Source organism: Pseudomonas migulae (genome assembly GCF_024169315.1).
In the GTDB taxonomy this organism is placed as follows: domain Bacteria; phylum Pseudomonadota; class Gammaproteobacteria; order Pseudomonadales; family Pseudomonadaceae; genus Aquipseudomonas; species Aquipseudomonas migulae_B.
On the sequence record NZ_JALJWR010000001.1, the window covers coordinates 4,407,791 to 4,434,441 of the forward strand.

Annotated in this window: 24 protein-coding genes; 20 read left to right on the forward strand and 4 right to left on the reverse strand. The window is 60.2% G+C overall.

The features are described from left to right. Nucleotide 1: 1 nt before the first annotated feature. The 15 genes from waaC to J2Y86_RS20315 all read left to right on the forward strand — a co-directional run bounded on the left by waaC (nucleotide 2) and on the right by J2Y86_RS20315 (nucleotide 15,455). Complete coding sequence (gene waaC, locus J2Y86_RS20245; protein WP_253435403.1) at nucleotides 2-1,063, forward strand: lipopolysaccharide heptosyltransferase I; 1,062 nt, start codon at nucleotides 2-4, stop codon at nucleotides 1,061-1,063. Continuing rightward, nucleotides 1,063-2,184 (forward strand): glycosyltransferase family 4 protein, encoded by a 1,122-nt coding sequence (locus J2Y86_RS20250; protein WP_253435406.1) that lies wholly within the window; start codon nucleotides 1,063-1,065, stop codon nucleotides 2,182-2,184. The genes waaC and J2Y86_RS20250 overlap by 1 nt, the downstream gene beginning before the upstream one ends. Beyond that, nucleotides 2,184-2,990, forward strand: coding sequence for a lipopolysaccharide core heptose(I) kinase RfaP (gene rfaP / locus J2Y86_RS20255; protein WP_253435408.1), 807 nt, complete (start codon nucleotides 2,184-2,186; stop codon nucleotides 2,988-2,990). The genes J2Y86_RS20250 and rfaP overlap by 1 nt, the downstream gene beginning before the upstream one ends. Next, nucleotides 2,990-3,724: a lipopolysaccharide kinase InaA family protein gene (locus J2Y86_RS20260; RefSeq protein WP_253435410.1), complete on the forward strand. Its 735-nt coding sequence runs from the start codon at nucleotides 2,990-2,992 to the stop codon at nucleotides 3,722-3,724. The genes rfaP and J2Y86_RS20260 overlap by 1 nt, the downstream gene beginning before the upstream one ends. Continuing rightward, complete coding sequence (locus J2Y86_RS20265; RefSeq protein ID WP_253435413.1) at nucleotides 3,721-4,473, forward strand: lipopolysaccharide kinase InaA family protein; 753 nt, start codon at nucleotides 3,721-3,723, stop codon at nucleotides 4,471-4,473. The genes J2Y86_RS20260 and J2Y86_RS20265 overlap by 4 nt, the downstream gene beginning before the upstream one ends. Then, the gene (locus J2Y86_RS20270; RefSeq protein ID WP_253435418.1) at nucleotides 4,473-5,924 is read left to right on the forward strand and encodes a lipopolysaccharide kinase InaA family protein; all 1,452 of its coding nucleotides are present in this window, start codon (nucleotides 4,473-4,475) and stop codon (nucleotides 5,922-5,924) included. The genes J2Y86_RS20265 and J2Y86_RS20270 overlap by 1 nt, the downstream gene beginning before the upstream one ends. Before the next feature lie 219 nt (nucleotides 5,925-6,143). Continuing rightward, a complete protein-coding gene (locus tag J2Y86_RS20275; RefSeq protein WP_253435422.1) occupies nucleotides 6,144-6,479 on the forward strand; it encodes a YceK/YidQ family lipoprotein in 336 nt (111 codons plus the stop codon). 172 nt (nucleotides 6,480-6,651) lie between these two features. Beyond that, nucleotides 6,652-8,409, forward strand: coding sequence for a carbamoyltransferase family protein (locus J2Y86_RS20280; protein WP_017336206.1), 1,758 nt, complete (start codon nucleotides 6,652-6,654; stop codon nucleotides 8,407-8,409). After that, a complete protein-coding gene (locus J2Y86_RS20285; RefSeq protein WP_253435425.1) occupies nucleotides 8,393-9,523 on the forward strand; it encodes a glycosyltransferase in 1,131 nt (376 codons plus the stop codon). The genes J2Y86_RS20280 and J2Y86_RS20285 overlap by 17 nt, the downstream gene beginning before the upstream one ends. Beyond that, nucleotides 9,523-10,419 (forward strand): antimicrobial resistance protein Mig-14, encoded by an 897-nt coding sequence (locus J2Y86_RS20290; RefSeq protein ID WP_253435429.1) that lies wholly within the window; start codon nucleotides 9,523-9,525, stop codon nucleotides 10,417-10,419. Before J2Y86_RS20285 ends, J2Y86_RS20290 begins: the two co-directional genes overlap by 1 nt. A gap of 8 nt (nucleotides 10,420-10,427) precedes the next feature. Next, complete coding sequence (locus J2Y86_RS20295; RefSeq protein ID WP_253435432.1) at nucleotides 10,428-11,861, forward strand: PIG-L family deacetylase; 1,434 nt, start codon at nucleotides 10,428-10,430, stop codon at nucleotides 11,859-11,861. Between the two features lie 53 nt (nucleotides 11,862-11,914). Beyond that, nucleotides 11,915-12,799, forward strand: coding sequence for a DUF6625 family protein (locus J2Y86_RS20300; RefSeq protein ID WP_253435435.1), 885 nt, complete (start codon nucleotides 11,915-11,917; stop codon nucleotides 12,797-12,799). Continuing rightward, nucleotides 12,796-13,950 (forward strand): glycosyltransferase, encoded by a 1,155-nt coding sequence (locus tag J2Y86_RS20305; RefSeq protein WP_253435438.1) that lies wholly within the window; start codon nucleotides 12,796-12,798, stop codon nucleotides 13,948-13,950. Before J2Y86_RS20300 ends, J2Y86_RS20305 begins: the two co-directional genes overlap by 4 nt. Further along, a complete protein-coding gene (locus J2Y86_RS20310; protein ID WP_253435441.1) occupies nucleotides 13,947-14,828 on the forward strand; it encodes a glycosyltransferase in 882 nt (293 codons plus the stop codon). Before J2Y86_RS20305 ends, J2Y86_RS20310 begins: the two co-directional genes overlap by 4 nt. Nucleotides 14,829-14,831: 3 nt before the next feature. Continuing rightward, nucleotides 14,832-15,455, forward strand: a complete 624-nt coding sequence (locus J2Y86_RS20315) for a CatB-related O-acetyltransferase (RefSeq protein ID WP_253435444.1) — start codon at nucleotides 14,832-14,834, stop codon at nucleotides 15,453-15,455. Between the two features lie 39 nt (nucleotides 15,456-15,494). Here J2Y86_RS20315 and J2Y86_RS20320 read toward each other — a convergent pair whose 3' ends face one another. Further along, entirely contained in the window at nucleotides 15,495-17,360 is a 1,866-nt protein-coding gene (locus J2Y86_RS20320; protein ID WP_253435447.1) for a bifunctional O-antigen ligase/aminoglycoside phosphotransferase family protein, read from the reverse strand. 155 nt (nucleotides 17,361-17,515) lie between these two features. Between J2Y86_RS20320 and msbA the strand changes: the two genes are divergently transcribed. The 5 genes from msbA to J2Y86_RS20345 all read left to right on the forward strand — a co-directional run bounded on the left by msbA (nucleotide 17,516) and on the right by J2Y86_RS20345 (nucleotide 23,597). Continuing rightward, nucleotides 17,516-19,318: a lipid A export permease/ATP-binding protein MsbA gene (msbA, locus tag J2Y86_RS20325; protein ID WP_253435450.1), complete on the forward strand. Its 1,803-nt coding sequence runs from the start codon at nucleotides 17,516-17,518 to the stop codon at nucleotides 19,316-19,318. Between the two features lie 177 nt (nucleotides 19,319-19,495). After that, nucleotides 19,496-20,917, forward strand: coding sequence for a bifunctional D-glycero-beta-D-manno-heptose-7-phosphate kinase/D-glycero-beta-D-manno-heptose 1-phosphate adenylyltransferase HldE (hldE, locus tag J2Y86_RS20330; protein WP_253435453.1), 1,422 nt, complete (start codon nucleotides 19,496-19,498; stop codon nucleotides 20,915-20,917). A gap of 128 nt (nucleotides 20,918-21,045) precedes the next feature. Beyond that, a complete protein-coding gene (locus J2Y86_RS20335; protein WP_253435457.1) occupies nucleotides 21,046-22,020 on the forward strand; it encodes a glycosyltransferase in 975 nt (324 codons plus the stop codon). Nucleotides 22,021-22,022: 2 nt separating this feature from the next. Then, a complete protein-coding gene (locus J2Y86_RS20340; protein ID WP_253435460.1) occupies nucleotides 22,023-22,727 on the forward strand; it encodes a hypothetical protein in 705 nt (234 codons plus the stop codon). Nucleotides 22,728-22,790: 63 nt separating this feature from the next. Further along, nucleotides 22,791-23,597: a hypothetical protein gene (locus tag J2Y86_RS20345; protein ID WP_253435463.1), complete on the forward strand. Its 807-nt coding sequence runs from the start codon at nucleotides 22,791-22,793 to the stop codon at nucleotides 23,595-23,597. Nucleotides 23,598-23,609: 12 nt separating this feature from the next. Here J2Y86_RS20345 and J2Y86_RS20350 read toward each other — a convergent pair whose 3' ends face one another. The 3 genes from J2Y86_RS20350 to J2Y86_RS20360 are packed head-to-tail and all read right to left on the reverse strand — an operon-like array spanning nucleotide 23,610 to nucleotide 26,593. Continuing rightward, a complete protein-coding gene (locus J2Y86_RS20350) occupies nucleotides 23,610-24,575 on the reverse strand; it encodes a metal ABC transporter ATPase (protein ID WP_253435466.1) in 966 nt (321 codons plus the stop codon). A 33-nt stretch (nucleotides 24,576-24,608) separates the two neighbouring features. Further along, a complete protein-coding gene (locus J2Y86_RS20355; protein ID WP_253435468.1) occupies nucleotides 24,609-25,421 on the reverse strand; it encodes an aldo/keto reductase in 813 nt (270 codons plus the stop codon). Next, entirely contained in the window at nucleotides 25,418-26,593 is a 1,176-nt protein-coding gene (locus J2Y86_RS20360; RefSeq protein ID WP_253435471.1) for an NAD(P)/FAD-dependent oxidoreductase, read from the reverse strand. The genes J2Y86_RS20355 and J2Y86_RS20360 overlap by 4 nt, the downstream gene beginning before the upstream one ends. Nucleotides 26,594-26,651 lie beyond the last annotated feature (58 nt).

Here is a 26,651-nt window from a genome sequence, read left to right on the forward strand (position 1 = left end):
TTTGCGGGTTCTGCTGATCAAGACTTCTTCGCTGGGCGACGTGATTCATGCGTTGCCAGCGCTGACCGACGCGGCCCGGGCAATCCCCGGCATCACGTTCGACTGGGTGGTGGAAGAAGGTTTCGCCGAGATCCCGACCTGGCACCCCGCCGTGGGCAAGGTGATTCCGGTGGCGATCCGTCGCTGGCGCAAGAACATCTGGCAGACCATCAAGAGTGGCGAGTGGAAGCGCTTCAAGCAAAGCCTTCGTGCCACGAAATATGATCTGGTGATTGACGCCCAGGGCCTGTTGAAAAGCGCCTTGCTGACCCGCTACGTCAAGGCGCCGGTGGCGGGCCTCGATAAAGCCTCGGCCCGGGAGCCGATTGCCGCGCGTTTCTATGATCGCAAACTGGCGGTTGCCCGTGGCCAGCACGCGGTGGAGCGAGTGCGTCAGTTGTTCGCCATCGCCCTGGGCTACGACCTGCCCAAAGGCCTGGGTGACTACGGCCTGAACGTCGAGCGCCTGGTGGAATTGCCGCGCAAGAATCCTTACGTGCTGTTCCTGCACGGCACCACCTGGGACACCAAGCACTGGCCTGAAGCCTACTGGCGCGAGCTGGCCGAGCGCGTCGGCTACCTGGGCGTCGGCGTGAAGCTGGCGTGGGGCAATCCGGCGGAGAAAGCCCGGGCCGAGCGCATCGCCAAGGACATGCGGCACGTCGAAGTGCTGCCCAAGCTGAATCTGGCGGGCATCGGCAAAGTGCTGGCCGGCGCGCAGGCGTGCGTGGCGGTGGACACCGGTCTCGGTCACCTGGCCGCTGCACTGGACGTGCCGACGCTGTCGCTGTTCGGCCCGACCAACCCGGGCCTGACCGGCGCCTACGGCAAGGCGCAGATTCACATCGCCAGCGATTTCCCCTGCGCCCCATGCCTGCAAAAGAAATGCACCTATCAACCGACGGCCGAAGATGCCCGCCGGTTCGACCTGAAACGCGAGTGGCCGCTGTGCTTCACGCGTCTGAATCCCGAGCGTGTCGCGACCCGACTGAGCACGTTGTTACTGGCTGAGGAGCTGCGCTGATGCAATTGGCATTCGTCTTGTACAAGTACTTTCCATTCGGGGGCTTGCAGCGCGATTTCATGCGCATTGCCCTGGAATGTCAGCAGCGCGGCCATCAGATTCGTGTCTACACGCTGATCTGGGAGGGCGATATTCCGCCGGGTTTCGAAGTGCTGGTGGCGCCGGTCAAGGCGTTCTTCAATCATCGTCGCAACGAGAAGCTCAGCGAGTGGATGGAAGCCGATCTGGCCAAGCGTCCGGTGGACCGTCTGATCGGTTTCAACAAGATGCCGGGCCTGGACGTCTATTACGCTGCCGACGGTTGCTTCGAAGACAAGGCGCAAAACCTGCGCAACTCGCTGTACCGTCGTTGGGGCCGCTATCGGCACTTCGCCGAGTACGAGCGCGCGGTGTTCGCCAAGGATGCCAAGACTGAAGTGTTGATGATCTCCGAAGTCCAGCAGCCGCTATTCATCAAGCATTACGACACGCCGCTGGAACGCTTCCATTTGCTGCCACCGGGCATCTCTCAGGACCGCCGGGCGCCGGCGAATGCCGCCGAGATCCGTGCCGAATTCCGCCGAGAGTTCAACCTGGAAGACGATGAGCTGCTGTTGGTGCAGATCGGCTCCGGGTTCAAGACCAAAGGCGTGGATCGCAGCCTCAAGGCGCTGGCCGCGTTGCCCGCTGATCTGAAGAAACGCACCCGGCTATTTGTAATTGGCCAGGATGACCCCAAATTGTTCCAGATGCAGAGCGCCACATTGGGGCTCGGCGACAACGTGACGTTCCTCAAGGGCCGCAGCGATATTCCGCGTTTCCTGCTCGGGGCCGATCTGTTGATCCACCCGGCGTACAACGAAAACACCGGGACTGTGTTGCTTGAAGCCCTGGTGGCCGGGTTGCCGGTGCTGGTGAGCGCGGTCTGCGGTTATGCCCATTACATCGCCGAGGCCGACGCGGGCCTGGTGCTGGATGAACCCTTCGATCAGGCGCAGCTCACGCAATACCTGACCGGCATGTTGAACGACGCCAATGCACGGGCGGCCTGGAGCCGCAACGGCCTGGCCTTCGCCGAGACGGCCGACCTCTACAGCATGCCGCAACACGCGGCCGATGTGATTCTGGCGGAGCACGCTTAATGAAGTTGATGCTGGCTGAACCGTTCAAGAGCCTTTGGGCTGGACGTGATCCATTCGCCGAGGTCGAAGGGCTTCAGGGCGAGGTGTACCGCGAGCTGGAAGCCCGCCGCACGTTGCGCACCGAGGTGGACGGCAACGGGTTTTTCGTGAAGATCCACCGTGGCATTGGCTGGGGCGAGATCTTCAAGAACCTGCTGACAGCCAAGCTGCCGGTACTCGGCGCGGGCCAGGAGTGGAAAGCCATTCAACGCCTCCAGGAAGTCGGCGTGCCGACCATGACCGCCGTGGCGTATGGCGAGAAGGGCAGTAACCCGGCGGATCAGCATTCCTTCATCGTCACTGAAGAACTGGCGCCGACCGTCAGCCTCGAAGACTTCAGCATCGACTGGATCAAGAACCCGCCGGAGCCAAGGCTCAAGCGCGCGCTGATCGCCGAAGTCGCACGCATGACCGGCATGATGCACCGCGCCGGGGTGAACCACCGCGACTGCTACATCTGCCACTTTCTGCTGCATACCGACAAACCGGTGACAGCTGATGATTTCAAGCTCTCGGTGATCGACCTGCACCGCGCCCAGACCCGCCCGACGATCACCCAGCGCTGGCGCAACAAGGATCTGGCGGCGCTGTACTTTTCGGCCCTGGACATCGGCCTGACTCAGCGCGACAAGCTGCGTTTCCTCAAGGGTTACTTTCAGCAGCCCCTGCGTAAGATCCTCGGTGAAGAAGCCGGGCTGCTCACCTGGCTCGAAGGCAAGGCCAGCAAACTCTACGACCGTAAACAGCGATACGGGGATGCGCTCTGATGTCGGGCTGGAGACTGGAACCTGCTTACAGCGACCTGGCCAACGATTTCGGCAGCCTTGAGGCGGTGTTTGCCCTTCAGGGTGAGCAGTTGACTCGCGATCCGTTGTCCGAGGTTGTCCGCGTCCAGCGCAATGGCGTCAACTATTACGTCAAGCGCTACTCGGGTGCAGGAAAGGGCTTGCGCCGCTACCTCGGCAAGCCGCGGGTGAAAATGGAATGGCAAAACCTCAAGCGCTTCGCCAAGTGGGGCATTCCCACGGCAGAAGTGGTGGCGTGGGGTCTGGAGCGGCGCGGTGCAGCCTACGCTCGGGGGGCGATGATCACCCGTGAACTGCCCAATACCGAAGACCTCAATGCCCTGGCCGAGCGGCGTGACCCGAAACTGAAGGATCGCGCCTGGGTCGATCACATCAGTCGCCAACTGGCCGCTTACACCCGGACCATGCACGACAATCGCTTCACCCATAACGATTTGAAGTGGCGCAACCTGCTGGTCGACGATGAGGCGCGACTGTTTCTGATCGACTGCCCCAACGGTGATTTCTGGAGCGGCTTCTGGCTCAAGTACCGCATCACCAAGGATCTGGCGTGTCTCGACAAGGTTGCCAAGTATCACCTGTCGGCCACCCAGCGCCTGCGCTTTTACCTGCAATATCGCCAACGGACGCGGCTGAATGCGGCCGATAAAAAACGGATCCGGCACGTGGTGAGATTTTTCGAGGGACGCGAATGACTGATTTTCTGGCCGCTGAAGACCGTGCGCTACTGGAGCGTCATGGCCTCGGCACCTTCGATGCACTGTGGGCCCGGCAGCTTGAGGCTGTGGATGAGCCCAACACCGCGCGCGGTGGCTGGAGCAGCGTGTTTCGGCTGGATCTTGAAGGTCACGGCTTCTACCTCAAGCGCCAAAGCAACTATCAGATGCGCACCCTGCATGCGCCCTTCGGCGAACCGAGTTTTGCCCGGGAATATCGCAACATCAGCCGCTATGAAAAGCTCGGCATTCCGGCGCTGAAAGCGGCGTTCTTCGGTGAGCGCAAGGTCGACGGCGAAGTCCGCGCGGTGTTGCTGACCCGCGCACTCGACGGCTGGGATGACCTGGATTCGCTGTTGCAGCGCTGGTCGGATCTGAGCCCGGCGCAGCACTCGGCCATTTTGCAGGCGTGTGGGCAGTTGGCTCGGCGCCTGCACGGTGCGCGTCAGGTTCATGGCTGCTTCTACCCCAAACACATTTTTCTCCAGGCTACCGGCGACGGTTACATGGCCCAGCTGATTGACCTGGAAAAGACCCGGCCGCTGCTGTTCGGTCAGCGTGACCGGATCAAGGATCTGGAGCCGTTGACGCGGCGGTCGCCCCAGTGGAGCGATGCGCAACTGCGCGAGTTGTTGGCCGTCTATCTGGATCAACCGCAGGACAGTTCGCTGATCGACAGCTGGCTGGCGCGATTGACCGCGCGGCGCAGTTACAAGAGGTCGAACTGATGCAGTTGTCCGAACTGAAACAGGCGGGGCGTCATCCGGACTTGCCACTGAGCCTTTCACTGGCCGATGCGGCCGGGCCTGCCGAGTTGCAGCTGTTGAGCCTGTTGCGGGTATTGCCGGGCCAGCGCTATGTCGGCGCCGGTGTCTGGCGTGGCCGGCCGGTGTTGGCCAAGTTGCTGGTCGGCAGTAAAGCGGCGCGGCATTTCCAGCGTGAACTGGACGGCGTGCGCTTGCTCGCCGCCCAAGGGCTGACCACGCCGCAGTTGCTGGCTGATGGGTTGAAGGACGGCGAGGGCGGCTGGCTGCTGTTCGATTTTCTCGAGGGCGCCGAAAGCCTGGGGGATACCTGGAAACAGGTCGAGCATTTACCGGTGCTCTCGGATGGGCAAGGGGCCGTGTTGGCCGAGGCGCTGGGCGCGATCGGCCAGATGCACCGCAAAGGGCTGTGGCAGGAAGACCTGCACCTGGACAACCTGCTGCGCCAGCGCGGCCGGCTGTATTTGATCGATGGTGCCGGGATCTGCAGTGAAACCCCTGGCCAACCGCTATCGCGGCAGAAAGTCCTGGAAAACCTCGGGGTGTTTTTCGCCCAGTTGCCCAAGTCGCTGGAGCCGTTTACTGAAGAATTGCTGGTGTATTACCTCCTGAGCAATGGCGAACATGCCTTGCCGATGGAAGCGTTGCAGAAGCAGATCGACAAGGTGCGCAGTTGGCGCCTCAAGGACTATCTGATCAAGGTCGGCCGCGAATGCACGCTGTTCAGTGTGCAGCGCGGGGCCTTCGGTTTGCGGGCGATTCGCCGCGAAGAAGAGGCCGCGATGTTGCCGGTGCTGGAGCAGGCTGATGCCTTGCTCGATCAAGGGCATCTGTACAAGACCGGTGGCGCGGCGAGCGTCGGCAAGGTCGAGGTGGCCGGTCGTACCCTGGTGATCAAGCGCTATAACATCAAGGGGTTCGCCCACTGGCTCAAACGCTTCTGGCGCCCGAGCCGTGCCTGGCATTCCTGGCGCGAAGGCAATCGACTGGCATTCCTCGGTATCGCCACGCCGAAACCGTTGGCTGTGCTGGAGAAGCGTTTTCTCTGGTTGCGCAGTCGGGCTTATCTGGTGACCGAGCACTTGCCGGGGCCGGACATCATCGAACGGTTCGCGCCGTACGTTGACAGCGGCGCAGCGCCCGAAGCCGAGCTGGTGGCGCTGGATCACCTGTTTGCGGAGCTGATTCGCGAGCGGATCAGCCACGGCGACTTCAAGGGTCACAATCTGTTCTGGCAAGAGGATCGCTGGGCGCTGATCGATCTCGATGCGATGTGCCAGCATGGTTCGTCGGGCAGCTTTGCTCCTGCCTACGCAAGAGACCGCGCCAGGTTCATGCGTAACTGGCCTGAGAGCAGTGCGCTTTATCAGGTCATCGATCAGCGTTTGCCCAAAGACATCATCAGCGCTGCCTGAATCGCCTTCGCGAGCAAGCCCGCTCCCACATATGATCGCATTCCTATCCAGCAACTCGGTCTAATGTGGGAGCGGGCGTGCTCGCGAAGGGGTCAGAACAGCCACTCGAGATTAAGGGACAAGTTCTTATGAAATGTCCTACATGATCTCCAGACCCCATGAACTGGGCCCTGAATAGCCACGATGCTAGTTTGCCTGACGTTCCTCGGAGGGCAGATCTTGACTATAAAAACGGCTGTCATGTTCGTCGCATGCTCATTGGCACTGTCCGGTTGCGGCACCGCTGTCACAGTCCTGCAAAATGACGAAGACGCGGCGCGCGGCCTGCGCAAGCAAAAGACCTACTGCCAGTCCATCCCGCGTATCTACAGCGGTCTGGCTTACGATTTCTGTGTGTTGAACGCCCCGCCGGACCCCACGGGCGTGCTCGTCCCGCTGGTCCTGCTGGACCTGGCGTTGTCCGGTGCGCTGGATACCGTTTCCCTGCCCTATACGATTTACCGACAGGGCGTGGATGGCAATATCAGGATCTACTGGCGGGCAAGCCGCGGATAGCCCGCGGTTTCATCGTCGCGCGGGCCATCATTGCGCCGCTGATAACCGTAGGGTCATTCCTGCCATGTTTACGCTATAATCCCGCCCTTTAGCTGTCTCTCGCCCTCTTGCGAGGGCACATTCATTTTGAGGCGCATTGCGCCTGCATGCAGACTAAAGAGGCTAGACCCCTGTGGCATTGACGATTCTTGGCCTGTCCGGCGCCCTTAGCCATGATCCTTCCGCAGCTTTGTACATCGACGGCAAGCTGGTCGCGGCGGCTGAAGAAGAGCGCTTTGTGCGCGATAAACATGCAAAGAACCGCATGCCTTACGAATCGGCGAAGTTCTGCCTCGAGCAGGCGGGCATCAAGCCTTCCGACGTTGACGTAGTCGCCATTCCGTTCGCGCCGATCAGCCTGTTCGGCAAGGCGCGCTGGCACTACGCCAAGCGTTACTGGTACGCCCCGGACCGCGCACTTGACGCGATCCTGATGGGTAATCGCCGCTACAAGCGCTACCGCAACAAGATCGTCTGGTGCCTGGAGCAACTGGGCTTCGATCCGAAGAAGATCAAGATCGAGCCGGTCGAACACCACCTGGCCCACGCTTCCAGCGCTTACCACTGCTCGGGTTTCAAAGAGAAAACCGCGATCCTCGGGATCGACGGCAAGGGTGAGTACGCCACGACCTTCTTCGGCTACGGCGAAAACGGCAAGATTCACAAGATCAAGGAATTCTTCGATCCGGACTCCCTCGGCGGCCTGTACGGCGCAATCACCGAGTTCCTCGGTTTCGAGATGCTCGACGGCGAGTTCAAGGTCATGGGCATGGCGCCGTACGGCGATGCCAGCAAGTACGATTTCTCGCGTCTGGCCTCGTTCGAAAACGGTGAGCTGGTAATCAACACCGACTACGCCAACGTCATCGGCCTGCGTCGCTATAAAGAGAAGGGCAAGGGTTTCTACTTCTCGCCGAAGCTGATCGAGTGGCTGGGTCCGAAGCGCGAAGGCGACATCGCCGACGAGCCGTACATCCATTACGCCGCGAGCATGCAAGCGCTGTTCGAAAAGATCTCGTTGCAGATGATCGACCACTACCTGGGCGACGTGCTCAAGGAAACCGGCAAGCTGGCTTTCGCCGGCGGCTGTGCGTTGAACGTCAAGTTGAACCAGAAAATCATCGCCCGCGACGACGTCAAGGAGCTGTTCGTGCAGCCTGCGTCCGGCGATGCCGGCACCGCGGTCGGCGCGGCGGCCTATGTGTCTCACGCCCGTGGCGTGCCGGTCGAGAAGATGGAACATGTCTACCTCGGCCCGTCGTACAGCAACGAAGACGTTCTGGCCGCGTGCGCCCGTCACCCGAGCAAACCGGTGTGGCGAAAACTTGAGAACATGCCGGAAAACATCGCCAAGATCATGGTCGATGGCAACCCGGTCGCCTGGTTCCAGGGGCGTATGGAGTTTGGTCCGCGTGCCTTGGGCGGTCGTTCGATCATCGGTTGCCCGAGCGCGACCGGCGTGGCTGACCGCATCAACCACCAGATCAAGTTCCGCGAGCGCTGGAGGCCTTTCTGCCCGTCGATGCTCGACACCGTCGCACCGCAGATGATCAAGATCGATCACCCTGCGCCATTCATGACGTTCACTTTCGAAGTGGCGGAAGAGTGGAAGACCCGCGTGCCGGAAGTCGTCCATGAAGACGGTACGTCCCGGGCCCAGGTGCTCAAGCGTGAATACAACCCGCGCTACTACGACATGATGAAGGCGCTGGAAGTCCTGACCGGCAACGGCGTGTCGCTCAACACCTCGCTCAACCGTCGCGGTGAACCGATGATCTGCTCGCCGACGGATGCCCTGAACATGTTCTTCGGTTCCGACCTACAGTATCTGATCATGGAAGACATTCTGGTGGTCAAAGAGGGCGCGGACGCATATGACACGCTCGGCTGAACGCCATGTGCTGCAGTTCTGCCACGGCTATGACGGTCCGTTTCTGGACTGCGCCCGGCAGTACGCCAGCCTGTTCGCGGGGACCGGTTATCGAGTGACCACGGTTTTTCTGACCGGGGTTGCCGATGCCCGAGTCGCCGAGGCCTGTGCCTCCGATGAAGTGCTGTTCATGGAATACAGCTCCAAGGCTATTCGTGGCCTGAAGCTGGGCGCCATCGGCGATCTGCGCAAGATCGCCGCCTCGCGCAATTTCAGTTTCTGCATTGCTCACCGCTTCAAGCCGATCTACATCGCCTTGCTGGGGACTTCGTTGCCAGTGATCGGCGTGCATCACGCGTTTGACGACTACAAGCGCGGCACTCGCAAATTCTTCGTGAATTTCTTCCGCAAGCGTTTAAGTCTGCTCGGGGTCTCCGATGCCGTGCGCGACGACATGCGCAGCTGCCTGCCGGGATGGCCGGCGGCGCGGATTCAGACGCTCTATAACCGCATCAATGTGCAGGCCTTGCAGGACAGTCACGTGTCGGTTCGCGAAGCTCGCGAAACCCTGGGTTTGTCCATGGATGCGTGGATTATCGGCAACGTCGGCAGGCTGCATCCGGACAAGGACCAGACCACCTTGCTGCACGGTTTTGCGGCGGCGTTACCGGGGTTGCCGGCTAACAGTCAGTTGGTGATTCTCGGTATCGGTCGGTTGGAACAGGATCTCAAGGCCATGGCCCGTGAGCTGGGGATCGGCGACCGCGTGCTGTTCCTCGGTCAGGTGCCCGAAGCCCGTCGTTATTTCCGGGCCTTCGACGTGTTTGCCTTGAGCTCCGATCACGAACCGTTCGGCATGGTGCTGCTGGAGGCCATGGCCGCCGGCGTGCCTTTGCTCGCGACGGCGTGCGGCGGTGCGAAGGAAGTGGTCGAGGGTGTAGGCATTCTGTTCCCGCTGGGCGATGCCGAACACTTGGCTCAAGGGCTGCAACATCTGGCGGCGATGGATGATCAGCAACGCCGCCAGTGCGCCGAACTGATGCTCGAGCGTTTGCGTGAGCGCTTCTCCGACCGCGCGGTGCGCGATGCTTTCTGGCATTTGCCCAGCGTCACCGAACTGGCGGCGAGGGGTTGATGCTCAACCGATTCCAAGGATGGCGCGAGCGTGGCTGGACGGTGATCGACGCCTCGACTTACGCCGAGGCCTGGCACCGTTATGGCGGCAGCGTTGCTACTCATCCGATGGTGGTCGAGCGACTGGCACAGTTGGCGGGCATCCCGGTGCGTTACCTGGGCTGGGCGCCGAATGGCGAAGTCCAGGCTGCGATTCCGACCTGGGGCCGCGACCTGGCCTTGTCCAAGGACGTGCTCAAGCGCAACGGCAAAAAAGGCCTGTTCGACCTCGGCAATGCTGAGTTCATCCTGCCTGCCGCCGCTGATGCACAAGCCCCCCTGCGCCACCGTGCCCGTTACTTGTCCGCGCTGAATGAAGGCCGCTTCAGCGGTATCCGGCTGCAAGCGGAACAACTGGCCATGGCCCGCACCCCCGAAGAGCTGTCGAAGAAGTTCCGCTATAACCAGCGTCGCGAATTGCGTTTGCTGGAAGAGGCGGGCGGCGTGGTGCGGCCGGTCAGCGAGTTTTCCAGCGGCGAGCTCGCGGCGATCTATTGCGACTTGTTCCAGCGTCGCTGGGGTTTTCCGGCGACCGGTGCCGAGCGCATGGCCGAGGTCATCGAGTTGTTGCGTGATCTGCTGATCGGCTCGGTGATTTTTCTCAACGATGCGCCGATCGCGATTCAACTGGTGTACCGCGTCGAAGCGCCGCAATGGATCAGCGTCGAATACATCAACGGCGGTGTCGATCCCGAAACCCGCGAATTCAGCCCCGGCAGCGTCTTGAGTTTTCTCAATACCCAAAGCGCGTGGGAGCATGCACGTGCGCTGGACAAGCCGCTGCGCTTCTCCTTCGGTCGCGCCGACCGTGAATACAAGGACCGCTGGTGTAATCCTGTGCCGGTCTTCACCGTATGAGCGAACCCATGAGTCGTAAACAGCAATTGCTCAAGCGCCACCGGCGCAACAAACGCATCAGTCTGTTGATCGCCCTGGTGCTGTTGATCGTCATCGGCGTGCTGGTGGCCTGGTGGCTACCGCTGGTGCTGGCGGTGCTGGGCTGGATCGCTCACGAAGCCTGGTTCGCCGACCATTTGTTTTATTCGCCCAAGGACGATTACGCGTACAGCTTCCCGCCTTACACCCCGCAACCCAAGATTCACCTGGACGGTGAGCGTTTGCGCCTGGATGACGGCGTCATGCTGGTGGACGACGCTACGCTGGTGTTGGCCCTGCGGATCAAAAGCACCTGGCTGGGACGCTTTATCGACCCGGCTGTCGAGTTGATCGGTGGCGATAATCCCGATCGGCAAACCTTCGAGCGTGGCGCCAACGGGCTGCGCTACCTCAATCTCAGTGGTCAGGCGCAAGTGCTGTCGCGAGGCGAGTTGCGTCTGCGCGGACGTTTTTGCCGAGTGCTGGGCGAACCCGTGCTCTGGGCGTTCGAACAACCGGATTACCGCCGTCAGCGGGTGATGGTCATCGCCCCTCATGCCGACGATGCCGAACTGGCGGCCTACAGTCTGTACAGTCAGGCCGAAGCAGCCTGGATCGTCACCCTCACCGCCGGCGAAATCGAAGCGGAACATTATCAGCAGATCGGCCTGAACAAGGTCGAAGCCGCGCGCCTCAAAGGGCGGCTGCGGGCCTGGGACAGTATTGCGGTGCCGCGCTGGGCCGGGGTGCCCGAAGCCCATTGCGTGCAGTTGGGTTATTTCTGCCTGCAGCTGGCGGCGATGCAGGCAGCACCGTCCCGGCCAGTGGGTTCGCGGGAAGCGGAGATGGACGACACCCGCGTGTTCCGCCAGTTGAATCCCTTTGCACTGCCGGGCGACGCCGATGGTGCACCGACCTGGAACAACCTGTTGGCCGATCTGCGCGAGTTGCTGCTGCGGGCCCGGCCTGAAGTCATCGTGTTGCCGCACCCGACGCTCGATCCGCACCCGGATCACATATGCGCCCAACAAGCGATTTTTGAAGCACTGCGAGGCCTGGAATGGCAGCCGACCACGTTGCTCGGTTACGCCAACCATTTGCACGACAACGATCGCTGGCCCATGGGGGATGCCGGGCATGGCATCGCACTGCCGCCCGCTTTCGATGCGTCGGTGCCAATGCAGCCTTACTGCCTTCCGGTTCCCGTGGCACTTCAGCGAGATAAAGCCATGGCGCTGGGAATGATGCACGATCTGCAACCTCGGATGCCGTTCAAGCGGCGACTGCGGCGGTTGATACAGTGGCTCTTGGCCAGTAGAGTGCCGCCCCTCTATGGGGAGAATGAATTCTTTCGCAAGGCGGTCAGACGCCAGGAACTGTTCTGGCTTCTGAAGCATGACGAAACATCTGTGAAGCAGAACTGACGTACAACTCTGCCTAGCATGGCGGCGTTCCCAGCATTGACAGCGAGTTATCCGTGATTAATCCATGCCCGCGTATTTTGTTTCTGATGCCTTATTTCGGCCGCTGGCCTTTCTGGATGCCGTTTTTTCTGGAGAGCTGCCGTCGTAATCCGGACATCGACTGGTTGTTCTTCACCGACTGCGGCGTGCCCGAGAATCTGCCGCCCAACGTGACCGTCGAATGCATGATGTTCAGCGATTACTGTGGACTGGTGTCCCAGCGGCTGGGTATCGACTTTGCACCGACCCAGGCTTACAAACTGTGCGACATCAGGCCCGCGTTCGGACTGATTCATGCCGATCGCCTGGAGGGCTATGATTTCTGGGCCTTCGGCGATATCGATCTGGTGTACGGCGACCTGCGCAGCTACTTCACTGCGGATCGGCTCGCCTCCTACGACCTGTACTCCACCCACGAACGGCGAGTGGCAGGCCATCTTTGCCTGATCAGAAACACCGCCCGCAAGCGTGAGTTGTTCAGGCAGATCAAGGATTGGGAAGCGCGTTTCACCGATCAGAAGCATCATGCGATCGACGAAGGTGCATTCAGTCGCATCTTTCTCTGGCGCAAGAATTTTCCCGAGCCCTTGTTCAAGCTGGTGGGCAAGTTCAACCCGTGGCGCCGCCGCAGCGAATTCACCGAGGCATTCAGCACGCCGGGTGGTTGCATCAAGTGGCATGACGGGACCGAGAATTTCCCGCACCAATGGTATTGGCGCGACGGCCACCTGACCAATGATCGCGATGGCGATCGCCGGTTTCCGTATTTTCATTTCGTTTGCTGGAAGCGCAACGAATGGCCACAGCTGCCTCAACCCGATCCGGCGGAGGTCCTGCGCCTCGCCGCTGAACCCGCCTGGGTCATCGATGCGACTGGTTTTCACCGGGGAGAGTTATGAGTCAACGGTCAAAGGTTCTGCAATTGCAGCCTGACTACAACGTCAAAGCCCACGATTTCGCCGACCTGGCGGAGCAGATCGTCAAGGCTTTGCCGGGCGATCGCTATGAGGTGACCGCGGCGTTTCTGCGCGGCAAGCCCGGGCCGGGCGAGGCCGTGAGCCGTGCCGCGCGTTCCGTTTATTTCGAGTTTTCCGACAAGTCGCTCAAGGGCATGCGTCTGCGCGCCATGTGGCGGCTGTATCAGTTTTGCCGCAAAGAAAAATTCGACGTGGTGATCTGCAACCGCTTCAAGCCGGTCAACATGATGCTGACGCTCAACCGTTGGTTGAAAGTGCCATTGTGCATCGGTATCTCCCACGGCTTTGGTGAATACGACCGGTTTTACCGACGTCGCCAGACCCAGCGCCTGATCGATAGTCACTGGCGTTTCGTCGGCGTGTCGCCGGCGGTCAAACAGTACCTGCTGGACTGTGACTGCGGTTTCACCGACCAAAACACCTATGCCATTACCAATGCGATCGACATCGAACAGGCCGAAGGCTTGCAACACAGCCGCGAACGCGCCCGTGAACTGCTCGGCATTGATCCGTCGGTGCGGTTGATTGGCGCGTTGGGCCGGTTGGTGCCGGTCAAGGGGCATACCTACCTGTTGCAGGCGTTTGCGGCACTCAAGGACAAATACCCGAACACCCAGTTGGCGATCATCGGTGCCGGCCGCGAAGAGTCGCGCCTGGCCGCCGAGATCGAGCGTCTGGGCCTGGAAGGGCGGGCGCACCTGCTGGGTTTCAAGGAAAACGCCTTGCAGTACGTTCGCGCTTTTGACATCTGGACCATGCCCTCGCTGGCCGAAGGTCTCGGGCTGGCATTGCTCGAAGGCATGAGCGGTCATCTTCCGGTGATCGCCTCCAACGTGCCGGCGATGCTGCCGCTGATCGAGGGTGCTCGCGGTCTGGCGATCACGCCAAAGGATGTGCCGAGCCTGGTCGCGGCACTGGACACTTACCTCGGACTGTCGGATGACGCGCTCAAGGCCAAGGGCGAACAGGCCTACCGTTATCTCCAGGAACAACACGACATCGAGGTGTTCCGTCAGGAGTACCTGAACCTGATCGACTCCGGCTTGAGCAAGGCCCGCAAGGAACAATCATGAGCGACGCACAACCCATCGTCACGGTCATCATCGCGTCGTATAACCACGGTCGTTACATTGAGGAGAGCATTCTCAGCGTCCTCAACCAGACTTATTCGAACATCGAGTTGCTGGTGGTCGATGATGGCTCCAGCGATGACAGCGTCGAGCGGATCAACGCGTTGCAGGCGCAACACGGCTTTGACTTCCGTGTTCAGCAGAACCAGGGGCTGACCAATACCCTCAACGGTGCCATTGCCCGCGCAAAGGGCAGTCTGATCGTGCCTTTCGGTTCCGATGACATCATGCTTCCCGAGCGCATCGCCACGCAGGTGGCGTACCTGGATGGCAAGCCCGAGGTCGGCATCTGCGCCGGCAACATCGAGCTGATCGACGCCGACGGCAACCCGTACCCGGAGTCGCGTCAGCGCCGCGATGTGCCGTTCCGCCGCCTGGACTTCGATGACATGTTCCTGGAGCGCAAGCCTTATCCGCCGGCACCGACGCTGATGATCCGCCGCGAAGCGCTGGACAAGGTCGGCGGGTTCGATCCGAACATTCGGCTGGAAGATCTGCTGATCGAGCTGAAAGTGACCCATGCCGGTTACTTCATCGATGGCCTGAACGTACTGATGGCGCGCTATCGCAAGCACGCCACCAACTCCTACAAGAATCACCGCTTCATGATCGATAACATCCTGCGTACCTATGCGCTGTTCAGTGATCACCCGTTGTACGAGCACGTGCGCTACAAGTTTCTCAGTTCAATGTTCCTGAAGACCGCCAATCGAGACCGCAAATTGGCGCGTGAGCTGCTGGCGCAGATTCCGTTCAAGGCGTGGAACAAGAAGACCTGGCGTGGCCTGGGGCGCTTGTTCTTGCCGTTGGAGAAAGATTGAACCATGGGCTGGATTCAACGCTTTCGGGAAAAACGCGCGAAACGAGCGATCAGAAAACTGCCGAAGTTCGAGCGAGGCATGGCGCGTTTCAAGGCGCAATATCCGGACTACGCCTTTGGCCGTGGCAGCTATGGCTTGCCACAGATCCATGACTGGAAGGAAGGCTCGACGCTGAGCATTGGTGCGTATTGCTCGATTGCTGAAGGCGTGCAGATTTTCCTCGGCGGCCACCATCGTGCCGATTGGGTCACGACATTTCCATTGCCGGTCATGGTTGCGCAGGCTGCACATATCAGCGGTTACAGCGGCACCCACGGCGATGTGAACATCGGCAACGATGTGTGGCTGTGTTCAAACAGCACGATACTTTCGGGTGTGACGGTGGGGGATGGCGCAATCGTTGCCGCGGGCTCGCTGGTGACTCGTGATGTCGAGCCCTACGCGGTAGTTGGTGGCAATCCGGCGCGTTTCCTGCGTTGGCGTTTCCCCGAGGAGCAGCGCTTGCTGCTCCTTCAGAGTGCCTGGTGGAACTGGCCGGAAGCCGAGTTGCACAGTCTGGCTGACAAACTCTGCAGCGATGATATCGAAGGCTTCCTTGCCTATGTCCGTCAGCGTTCGCCCGCCTGATCGCTCAAAGTTGACGAGCCGTACGGGCGAGGATTTCGGTCATACGTGAGCCCGCTCGGGCTGGCTGGCCGCCAGTACTTGCCTGTGCAGGTTATCCACCGCGGATTTCGATGCCGTCACGGCGTAGCCCTGAAGCAGTGCCTGGAAATGATCTTCGAACAACCAGCGATGATCGACGGTGTAGCGCTGCATATGGCGCAGGTTGCGCTGACGCAGTGACAGGCTCAATGACGAAGGGTAGATGCGCAGGTCTGCCACGTCGATCAGGCCGAACTCGCCGTCCTCCAGCACCAGCACGTTACCCAGATGCAGAGACCGGAAATACACTCCCTGCTCGTGCAGTTGCGCCATGAATTTGCCGAATCGCTCGACCAGCGCCTCTCGCACGTCCGGCGCCGTGATCGCTTGCAGGACCTGGCGCAGGGTGTTGCCTGGCAGAGGCGTGTAATGCACGGCGCTGCTGCCGTCCTTGAGGCGGTACAGATCCAGAATCGGCGGCGTCGGGATGCCCATGCGGCGCAGTCGCTCGCTGTTGATGGCAAAGCGTTCGGAATACGGATCGAAGCTGCCCGAGGTGTACCAGCGGCGACGGCGGAACAGCTTGAGGAAACTGCCATCGACCAGGCGCAGGACCTTGGGACCCAGACCATCTTCCTCGATCACCTGGGCGTTGGCCGTCAGTTTTTCCAGGGCTGCCTGCGCCAGTTGCTTGATCGGCATGGCCAGCAGGCGACCGGCGCGCTGGTTGATGCTCAGCGCGGCGATCAGTGCCAGTGGAATCCACAGCAGGAACCAGTGTTCCTTGGGGCGTGAAATGATTCCGCCGCCTTCGGTCAGGCCCGCACCGATACCGAACACCAGCCAGGTCGAAGCGATGATGAACAGCGGTTGCACGCGATGGCGCCAGCTGCTCAGCAGGCTCCAGGCCTGGAAAAACAGCCACGGGATAAAACCGAAAATACCGACATAGTAGAGAACGCCCAAGGCGAAACTGTGGGGTTCTGCCAGCATGTAGCCCACGCCCGGATCGACGTTCAGACTGGCGTCGTAGCCATGACCGATCCAGGGGCGTTCGGCGATTTTTTGCAGGACCATCTGCCAGATTTCGAAACGATAGGAATCGCCTCGTCCGAAAATCATGTTGGAGAACAGCGCAATCACCGATGCCCCGCCGACAAGCAGGATGCCCAGCAATACGATGGACCGGCGGTTCCAGCAGATGAAGCCCAGCCATAACGCGGCCATTGTCAGCGCAACCAGCGGTGTCCGGGAGCCCGTGGCGATCACCGCGACGAACATGACCGCCATTGCCGGAATACTCAACCAGAGTATCTGCGGGCGCTTGCAGGTCATGCTCAGGCTCAGCCAATAGGCGCAGAAGAAACCGAACAAGTGCGAGCTCAACAAAGGATTGTCGAACGCGCCGCCACCGACCAGGCGCCGGCCGGGCTCATAGATGTGGGCAAACACGTACAGGTTGTAGATCGACGCAATCAGTCCGACTATCGCGGCACTGAACAGCAGGGGCTGGACAATATCGCTGCGGTAGCGCACCAGCAGGTAGCAACCGACGAACAGCATCAGCGTGTGGAGCGGTGGCTTGAATTTGCCGGAAAATCCTTCATCGCCCGGGCTCCAGCTCAGACTCAACAGCGCCCAACCGGCGAACAGCAGCACAGCAATGACGATGGGCTCGCGCAGCAACTCTTTGAGCTCCCGCGGTCGCAGGCATAGCGCTATCAGCGCTGGAATGCTGAACAAACCATAGTAGAGCTTGTGGAGCAGGCTGCGGTCCGGCAGGAAAAACAGCGAGCACAGAAGCAATAGATAGCCAAGTGGAAGCATCCACAGGCAAATGAAATCGAAGACTCGATTGGACGTACTGTTGAAACCGCTGAGTTGCATGCTGAGAAATTCAATCCTGAAAGTTGATCGGCCATTCCGGTGATGGCTATATGATACCGTTTGCGCCGTCTAACAATAACAGCCTTTATGCGATTGCCAGAACCCTGAGGAAGCTGTGCTAAAGTCAGCGTCCTTTTTATCGACATTCGCGTGATATGACCGACTCCAGTCTCTCCGCAAGCCCCTCGAGCTTGAAAATCTACTTCCGTCTGCTCGGTTATGTCCGGCCGTACATCGGCCTGTTCCTGATCAGCATCGTCGGTTTTCTGATTTTCGCTTCGACGCAGCCAATGCTCGGCTACATCCTCAAGTACTTCGTCGATGGCCTGTCCAATCCCGAAGCGGTGCTGTTTCCCAACGTCCCCTACTTGCGCGACCTGCAACTGCTGCAAGCCGTACCGTTGCTGATCATCCTGATCGCGGCCTGGCAGGGATTGGGATCTTATCTGGGCAACTACTTCCTGGCCAAGGTTTCTCTCGGGCTGGTCCACGACCTGCGGGTACAGTTGTTCAATAACCTGCTGGTCCTGCCCAACCGGTATTTCGACAAGCATAACTCCGGTCACCTGATTTCCCGTATCACCTTTAACGTGACCATGGTCACGGGGGCGGCCACAGATGCGATCAAGGTCGTAATCCGTGAAGGCATGACGGTGATCTTCCTGTTTGCCTCGCTGTTGTTCATGAACTGGCGCCTGACCCTGGTCATGGTCGCGATCCTGCCGCTGATCGCGTTGATGGTCCGTACCGCGAGCAAGAAATTCCGCAAGCAGAGCAAGAAGATCCAGGCGGCCATGGGCGACGTGACGCACGTGGCGTCGGAAACCATTCAGGGTTATCGCGTGGTGCGCAGCTTCGGCGGCGAAGTCTACGAAGAGAAGCGTTTCTTCAATGCCAGCCAGGGCAACACCGACAAGCAATTGCGCATGACCCGTACCGGCGCTATCTACACGCCGCTGCTGCAGTTGGTGATCTACAGCGCCATGGCCGTGCTGATGTTCCTGGTCCTTTTCCTGCGTGGCGACGCGTCCGCCGGTGACATGGTGGCCTACATCACCCTGGCAGGCCTGCTGCCCAAGCCGATCCGTCAATTGTCCGAAGTCAGCTCGACCATTCAAAAAGGCGTGGCCGGTGCCGAAAGTATCTTCGAGCAACTGGACGTTGAACCTGAAGTCGATACCGGCACCGTCGAACGCGATGCCGTGACCGGGCGCCTGGACGTGCGGCATCTGAGCTTCACCTACCCTGGCACCGAGCGTCAGGTACTCGACGACATCAGTTTCTCGGTCGAACCCGGGCAAATGGTGGCGCTGGTAGGGCGTTCGGGCAGTGGCAAGTCGACACTGGCCAACCTGATTCCGCGTTTCTATCACCACGACAAGGGCGAAATCCTGATCGATGGCGTCGAGGTGGAACAGTACAAACTGCTGAACCTGCGCAAGCACATCGCCCAGGTCACCCAGCACGTGACGTTGTTCAGCGATACCGTGGCCAACAACATTGCGTATGGCGATCTGGCGGGTGCACCCCGTGAAGACATCGAGAAAGCGGCGAAAGACGCCTATGCAATGGACTTCATCGCCCAGTTGCCCGAAGGCCTGGACACTCAGGTCGGCGAGAACGGCGTATTGCTGTCCGGTGGACAGCGTCAGCGTCTGGCGATAGCCCGGGCCCTGTTGAAGAATGCACCTTTGCTGATTCTCGACGAAGCCACCTCGGCCCTCGACACCGAATCGGAACGGCACATCCAGGCGGCTCTGGACCAGGTAATGAAGGGCCGGACGACCCTGGTGATCGCTCACCGTCTGTCGACCATCGAGAAGGCCGACCTGATTTTGGTCATGGATCAGGGGCGGATCGTCGAACGCGGCACGCATGCCGAGCTTCTGGCGCAAAACGGCTATTACGCCCGCCTGAACGCCATGGGGCTCGATGCCCCGGCTGAAGACATCGCCTGATTCCTGTCGACGTTCATTTGTCATGAACGATTGAAAAAAATCGCAGTCTGTCGTTTTCGAACGTGTACAGGCTGCGTTTTTTTTTGCTTTTGGCGCCCTCATTAATGCCATGCGCAAGCCCTGCGCCAACCCTGTGCTAATATCCCGCCCTTGTTCATTTTGTATGTGGGATGCTCCATGAAGTTGTCCATGCCGCGATTCGATCAAGCCCCTGTCTTGGTGGTTGGCGATGTCATGCTCGACCGTTACTGGCATGGTGGTACCTCACGGATTTCCCCTGAGGCGCCGGTGCCGGTGGTCAAGGTCGAGCAAATCGAGGACCGCCCAGGCGGTGCCGCTAACGTTGCCCTGAACATTGCCGCGCTCGGCGCACCGGCCTCGCTGGTGGGCGTGACCGGCGACGACGAAGCGGCCGACAGCCTGGCCAACAGCCTCAAGGGTGCTGGTGTGCGCGCATTGTTCCAGCGTATTGCGCACCAGCCGACCATCGTCAAGTTGCGGGTCATGAGTCGTCACCAGCAGTTGCTGCGTATCGATTTTGAAGAACCCTTCGCCACCGACGCCCTGGCGCTGGGCGAGCAAGTTGACGAGTTGCTTGAAGGCATCAAAGTGCTGGTGCTGTCCGACTACGGCAAAGGCGCGCTGAAAAATCATCAGGTACTGATCCAGGCTGCCCGTGCCCGTGGTATTCCGGTGCTGGCCGATCCCAAGGGCAAGGATTTCTCGATCTACCGGGGCGCGAGCCTGATTACCCCGAATCTCAGCGAATTCGAAACCATCGTCGGCGGTTGCGCCGATGAGCACGAACTGGTGAGCAAGGGCGCGCAACTGATGCACGACCTGGACCTGGGCGCTTTGCTGGTGACCCGTGGCGAGCATGGCATGACCCTGTTGCGCCCGGATCATCCTGCGCTGCACCTGCCCGCGCGCGCGCGCGAAGTGTTCGACGTGACCGGTGCCGGCGACACGGTGATTTCCACCCTGGCGGCCGCTATAGCGGCTGGCGAAGAGTTGCCCCACGCGGTGGCACTGGCCAACCTGGCGGCCGGCATCGTGGTCGGCAAGCTCGGTACGGCGGCCATCAGCGCTCCGGAGCTGCGGCGTGCCATTCAGCGTGAAGAAGGTTCGGAGCGGGGCGTGCTCGGGCTGGAGCAACTGCTGCTGGCCGTCGACGATGCGCGTGCGCACAAAGAGAAGATCGTCTTCACCAACGGTTGTTTCGACATCCTGCACGCCGGTCATGTGACCTACCTCGAGCAGGCACGGGCCCAAGGGGATCGTTTGATCGTCGCGGTCAATGACGATGCATCGGTAAGCCGCCTGAAAGGGCCGGGACGTCCGATCAACAGCGTCGACCGTCGCATGGCCGTGCTGGCGGGGCTGGGTGCGGTGGATTGGGTGATCAGCTTCCCTGAAGGCACTCCTGAAAACCTGCTGCGCGAGGTCAAGCCGGATGTGCTGGTCAAGGGCGGCGATTACGGGATCGATCAAGTGGTCGGTGCAGACATCGTGACGGCGTACGGCGGTACCGTGAAAGTGCTGGGTTTGGTGGAAAACAGCTCGACAACAGCAATAGTCGAGAAGATTCGAAACCATTGATGAGCATTAGTGATTCCCGTTTCATACGGAGTATGAACGGTTTTTTTTGTGAGGATATCAGCGTCCCCGAGGATTTTGGCGGGTATGACCCGGTGCGTTTGCCTGCTTTGTCTCGTGGTAAATGATCTATGAAAGTCATGCTCCTGGTGATGGACGAGCAACGCGTGATCCTGGATCGGCTGTATGAAATCGTGCAGCTGAACTGCGACGAGTGTGTCGTTTATCGCCTGAGCAAAAAGCAGCAAATGAAGCTGGGTCCGTTTCTCGCCTCCGTCAATTACCAGGACTTCGATCGGGTAGTGATCTTCTCCAGGGTCAAGCGCCTGGTCCCTCAACTACGGGTCCTGAAGTGTATTCCGGGCCTGGTGTTTCTTGAGCATGACGCTTATCAGAACTACATGCCCGAGAGTAAATACCGGCGGGTTTACTCGCGTCTATACAGTCGTCTGCCAAGTTCTCGCGTTCTGGTTTCCGGCGCTCTCGTAGCGCGGCGGATGCGAGCTGAAAACATTGATGCAGTGTTCGTTTCGAAAGGATATGACGAACAAATGCTGCACAACACCAACAGTGTTCGGGACATCCCGGTGGCTTTTCTGGGCAGTCTGAAAAGTACCGAGTACGCGCAGCGCAGGGCGCTTCTTGAATCCCTGTCCCTGCGTACCGGGATGTTGGTGGGCCGCACCAAGTCGGGCACTGAGTATCTGGAAATGCTCAATCGCATCAAGATTTTCGTGAGTGCCGATATCGGCATGAATGAGTTCATGATCAAGAACTTTGAAGCGATGGCGTGTGGCTGTGTATTACTGGCCTGGAGTCAGGGCGAAGAAGACCAGTTGCTGGGCTTCCGGGATATGCACAATACGGTTTTCTATCACTCTGAAGATGAGGCCGTGGAAAAACTCCGGCTGCTGCAAAGTGACCCGGTGCTGACGGCTCGTATCGCCAGTAACGGGCAGGCATTCGCCGAGAGCCAGTATTCCTTTGCTCGTGTGGGCCGCACACTCGCTGCCGAGATTCAACGTGAAATGCGTCCCTGGCAGCCGCCTTCAGTGTTGACTCGCCTGTGGGTAAAGTTGCGTTACGGTATGCAGGTTCCAGGGTAGCCATGGAAAATCAACCGCCTCTAGCCGATGAGTCAATGGCACTGGATGCGCTGCCAGGTGGTCATCAGTCTGTTCCGGGCGGGCTGCCGCCAGCGCTGAAGGAGTGCCTGCGCAAAGCAGCCCGGGTTCTACTGGTTGCCAACAATCCGGCCATTAGCCGGGACGATTTCCAGGCGCTGAACATCGGCGCCGACGATGTCGTCGTCAGCTTCAACAACTGTGTCCTGGCGCCGCTGCTTTCCCCACAAAGCGTTAATCTCTTCGTGCATGGTTTCAATTCGCCGGATGCCTACTTTTTTGGCCTTCCCCATGGACCTGAAGTGCAACGGCTTTTCAGGCAGGCTGACGCGCGGTGTTTCACGATGTTAGTGGGATGCACCGGGGCCATGTGCCCCTTGCCGCAGATGGCGCTCTATTGGGAGCGTATTCCGTTGCCGGCATTGTGGAACTACCCGGTCGATCGCCCGGGTGGCAAGCGCTATGTCGGACCCTCCACCGGTTTCAATGCGCTGGTGCTGTTCGACTGGCTGCGCGGACAGGCAGGGTATGACTATCAGCTCATGACGTTAGGCTTTTCCAACGAGGCGGGTAAACGCTGGGGCGGGCATGCCTGGGATTACGAGCGGGACTGGTTGCAAAAATCAGACGTCATCGTGATACCTCTGCGTGGTCGCCGTTGGTGGCAGAAGCTGTTTCGTCGCGAATGACTTATCGGCGGTTGCCAGCGGGGCGCCGCCTGATGAGCCCGATTATTTTTAAGGGGTGCTGTAGTGTTGAATATTGCGGTGGCTTTTTTTGGTATCCCGAGAAATTCGCAAATCTGCTTTCCTTCCATTGAAGAAAACATCCTGGCGCGGCTTCCTTCCGACAGCAACGTAAAGTGCTTTTACCATCTGTATAAAATCGACGAAGTGCAGAATTCGCGCTCGGGTGAACAAGGTGAGTTGAAGGCTGACAACTACGAGCCCTTCGAAACCATGACCGGGCAACTGACCTCGACCGAGGGTGTGCTGGATCGGTGGAACTTTGAACAAGTGAAAGCGCTGGGTGATACCTGGGCTGATGATTACGCCTCACTCAGAAACCTGATCTATCAACTCAATTCGCTGCACACCGTCACGACCATGATGGAGTCTTTCAATCCCGATTTCGTCATCTATGTGCGGCCGGACATTTTCTTTCACACACCGCTACCCACTTATGTGTTCAAGCATGCCGAAGCCCGGCGACGTAATACTTACGTTCCCGACTGGCAGTGGTGGGGCGGGCTGAATGATCGTTTTGCCATTTGTGGTCGCGACACCTACGTCGCGTACGGCAAAAGGATCGAGCGCATATTCGATTTCAGTAAAGTGACGGGAAGGAAGTTGCACTCCGAGCGGCTGCTCAAGTTTGCACTGCAACAGGCAGGGGCGAAGGTCTGCACCCTGGAAACCCAGGCGTCGCGTGTGCGTATCAACGGAGCCTTTGCCGAAGAGTCGTTCTCCCCCAAACGCGGCATGGGCAAGCGCGAGAATCGCTATTTCCATTTTTTTGCGCGGCTACGCACCTTGATGGACAAGCAGCGAGGAGGTTAGGTCGACCCTGACCTATTTGCGCAAACTTCCACTGACCAACCGGACCAGCCGCAGGGCCTTGACGCTCAGTTTCTTCAGTCCCCGTCGCGGGGCTTTTGGCGCTTCCAGCCCTTGTTGTGCCACCCAGTCCTTCCAGCGAATACGCTCCTCGCGCACTGTCCAGCCTTCCTGGATAGCAAAGCTCTCCGCCAGATACAGGCCGCGGGTGCTGGCGGGTAGAAGTTTGTCGCGCTTGAGCGTGTACAACTCGGGGAGCGGGACGCCGTCTTGCAGAGGCATCAAGTACAGGTCCGGGCGTTTTCGATCTAGGCGGGCTACCAGTTGATCGCCTTCCAGTCGTTCGTCGACATGAAACAGGCTCAGGGACTTGGCTTCCTTGGGCACGTCCAGGCGCAAGTCATAGATCAATTGCAGCGACGCGGTCGGCAGGTGCACGTACGCCCGCGGACGCTCGATCAGTTGCATGTTGGCGCAACGCACCGGGCGCGCCGAACCGGAAAGCGGGGAGAGGCGAAACGGCAAGGCCTCGCGATAGTGCAGCGCTGACGAGTAGGGCGCTGGCAGCCAGGTCTCGTTGAAACGTCCACCGAGCCAGCCTTCAGGGGTTTCCAGCAGGCACTCTTCGGCTATCTCCTGAATCGCCGTGTGCAGCGGCAGGTTGAGCTCGTGGGCGGGCACGTAACCGGAGATCAGTTTGAGCACCACGTCGCCACGGTCCTGGCGACGCTGGCGTACCAGCACCCAGTAATCGCGATTCTGCCAATGCAGGGTCAGGCGCACCGAAACCCCGAGGTTGGCCAGCTCCAGCGCGAACCGCTCGTTGTCAGCCACCGCCACCGGGCGGCGACGTTGCAGGGTCTGGGAAAAATTGAGCGGCATCCCGACGCTCTGATAACTCAAGCCTTCGGGAGTCGCTTCGACGAATAACGGCAGGGTCTTGAAGTTGCTCGGGTTCTTTCTAATGAGCGTACGCGGCATGTCGGCTCCTGCTTAAGGCCGCGTGGGGCGGCATCAGTTGCTACGTAGGACCTGGGCAACGGTCGCGACGTTGTGGGCGAGGTGCAGCGGATTAATGGTCCCGACAATAGCACTGGCCACACCCGGGTGTTCAAACAACAACTCGAAGCTGGCGCGCACCGGGTCCACACCCGGGCTCAGGCAGACATGACCGCTGGCCAGGGCTTTCTTGACCAGGATGGCTTTGCCGTGAGCAGCAGCATAGTCAATGACCGGCTTCTCGTTCTGCTCGTTCAGATTGTAGGTGACCATCGCGCAATCACCTTGCTCCAGAGCCCTCAAGCCACCTTCGACGGTTTTACCGGAGAAACCATAGCCGCGAATCTTGCCTTCGGCCTTGAGCGCGGCGAGGGTCGCGTAGACCTCGCTGTCGTTGAGGATCGCCAGGTCGTTGCCGTCGGAATGCACCAGCACCAGATCGATAAAATCCGTTTCCAGACGCTGCAGACTGCGTTCCACTGACAGGCGAGTATGCGCGGCACTGAAATCATGGCGAGACAACCCGTCGGCAAACTCTTCGCCGACCTTGCTGACGATCACCCAATCCTGGCGCTGCCCCCTCAGCAACGGGCCGAGGCGTTCTTCACTGCGGCCATAGGCCGGGGCGGTGTCGATCAGGTTGATGCCCAGGTCGCGCGCGAGTTTGAGCAGCATGCGCGCTTCGTCATCGCCGGGAATCTGGAAGCCATTGGGGTACTTCACCCCTTGATCGCGGCCGAGCTTGACCGTGCCCAGGCCCAGCGGCGAAACCATCAGGCCAGTGCTGCCCAATGGGCGATGCAAATCGTGCAGGGTGGGTTGGCTCATGGCAGCAGTTGCTCCCAGGCCGGGACGCCCATGGGCGGTTTTGGCAATTCGGGCAATGGCGCCGGGTGGCCCGGCTGGATGCCGTCACGTTGCAGGGCATTGATCACGCGGTCGGCAAAGTCCGGCGCCAGCGCCAGTTTGGTGGGCCAGCCGACCAGCAAACGGCCTTCTTCGGCAAGGAAGGCATTATCCGGACGAGTCAGGCCCGATTGCAGCGGCTCTGCGCGGTCCACGCGCAAAGTCGCCCATTGCACGGTGCTCAGGTCGATCCATGGCAGCAACTGACCGAGTTCTTTCTGCGCGGTGGCAATCTGCTCGGCGGGTTCGCGGGCAACCCCTTCGGCTTCGGCGATGTCGCCACCCAGGTACCAGACCCATTGGCCATCGGCGGCCGGGTGCGTGGTGACGGTGATGCGCGGTTTGGTGCCGCCGCCCAGGCAGTGGGCGTACAGCGGTTTGAGGCTCGGGCCCTTGGCGATGATCATGTGCAGCGGTCGGCGTTGCATCGCAGGCTGGCTCAGGCCCAGCGCTTCAAGCAGCGCCGCCGTGCCGCCGCCGGCGCTCAAGACGATGCGCTGGGCGCGGATCTCGCGCCCGTCGACCTTCAGGCCCACCAGAATGCCACCGTCGAGCAGCGGTTCGATGTTCTGACCGGCGAGCAGGCCATCACCCGCCAGATCGGCCAGGCGCTGGATCAGGCTCGGCACGTCGATCACCAGTTCCGCCAGGCGATAGACCTTGCCCTTGAAGCGCTTGTCTTGCAGGGCCGGCGGTAATTGATCGCCCTTGACCTGGTCGACGCGGCCACGCACGGCTTTGCTGGCGAAGAAACTGGTGAGGTTGCCGGCGATCGTGCCGGGCGACCAGAGGTAGTGGGCTTCGGACAACAGGCGCACGCCGGACAGGTCCAGCTCGCCGTCGCCGGCCAGGGCTTCACGCCAGCGCCGCGGCATGTCGGCGATGGCTTCCGAAGCGCCGGTCAGGGCGCCATGCAGCGCGTACTTGGCGCCGCCATGGATGATCCCCTGGGATTTCACACTCTGCCCGCCACCGAGCGTGGCGCTTTCCACCAGCACGGTCGAAAAACCCTGGCGGCGCAGGCGCGCATTCAGCCAGAGGCCGGCGACACCAGCGCCGACAATCAGAACGTCGGTGGAAATAACGGATGGCATTCGGCGACCTCAGTGTTCAAGACGAGGGCGCAGTATACAGACTCGAAGAAGAGGGGAT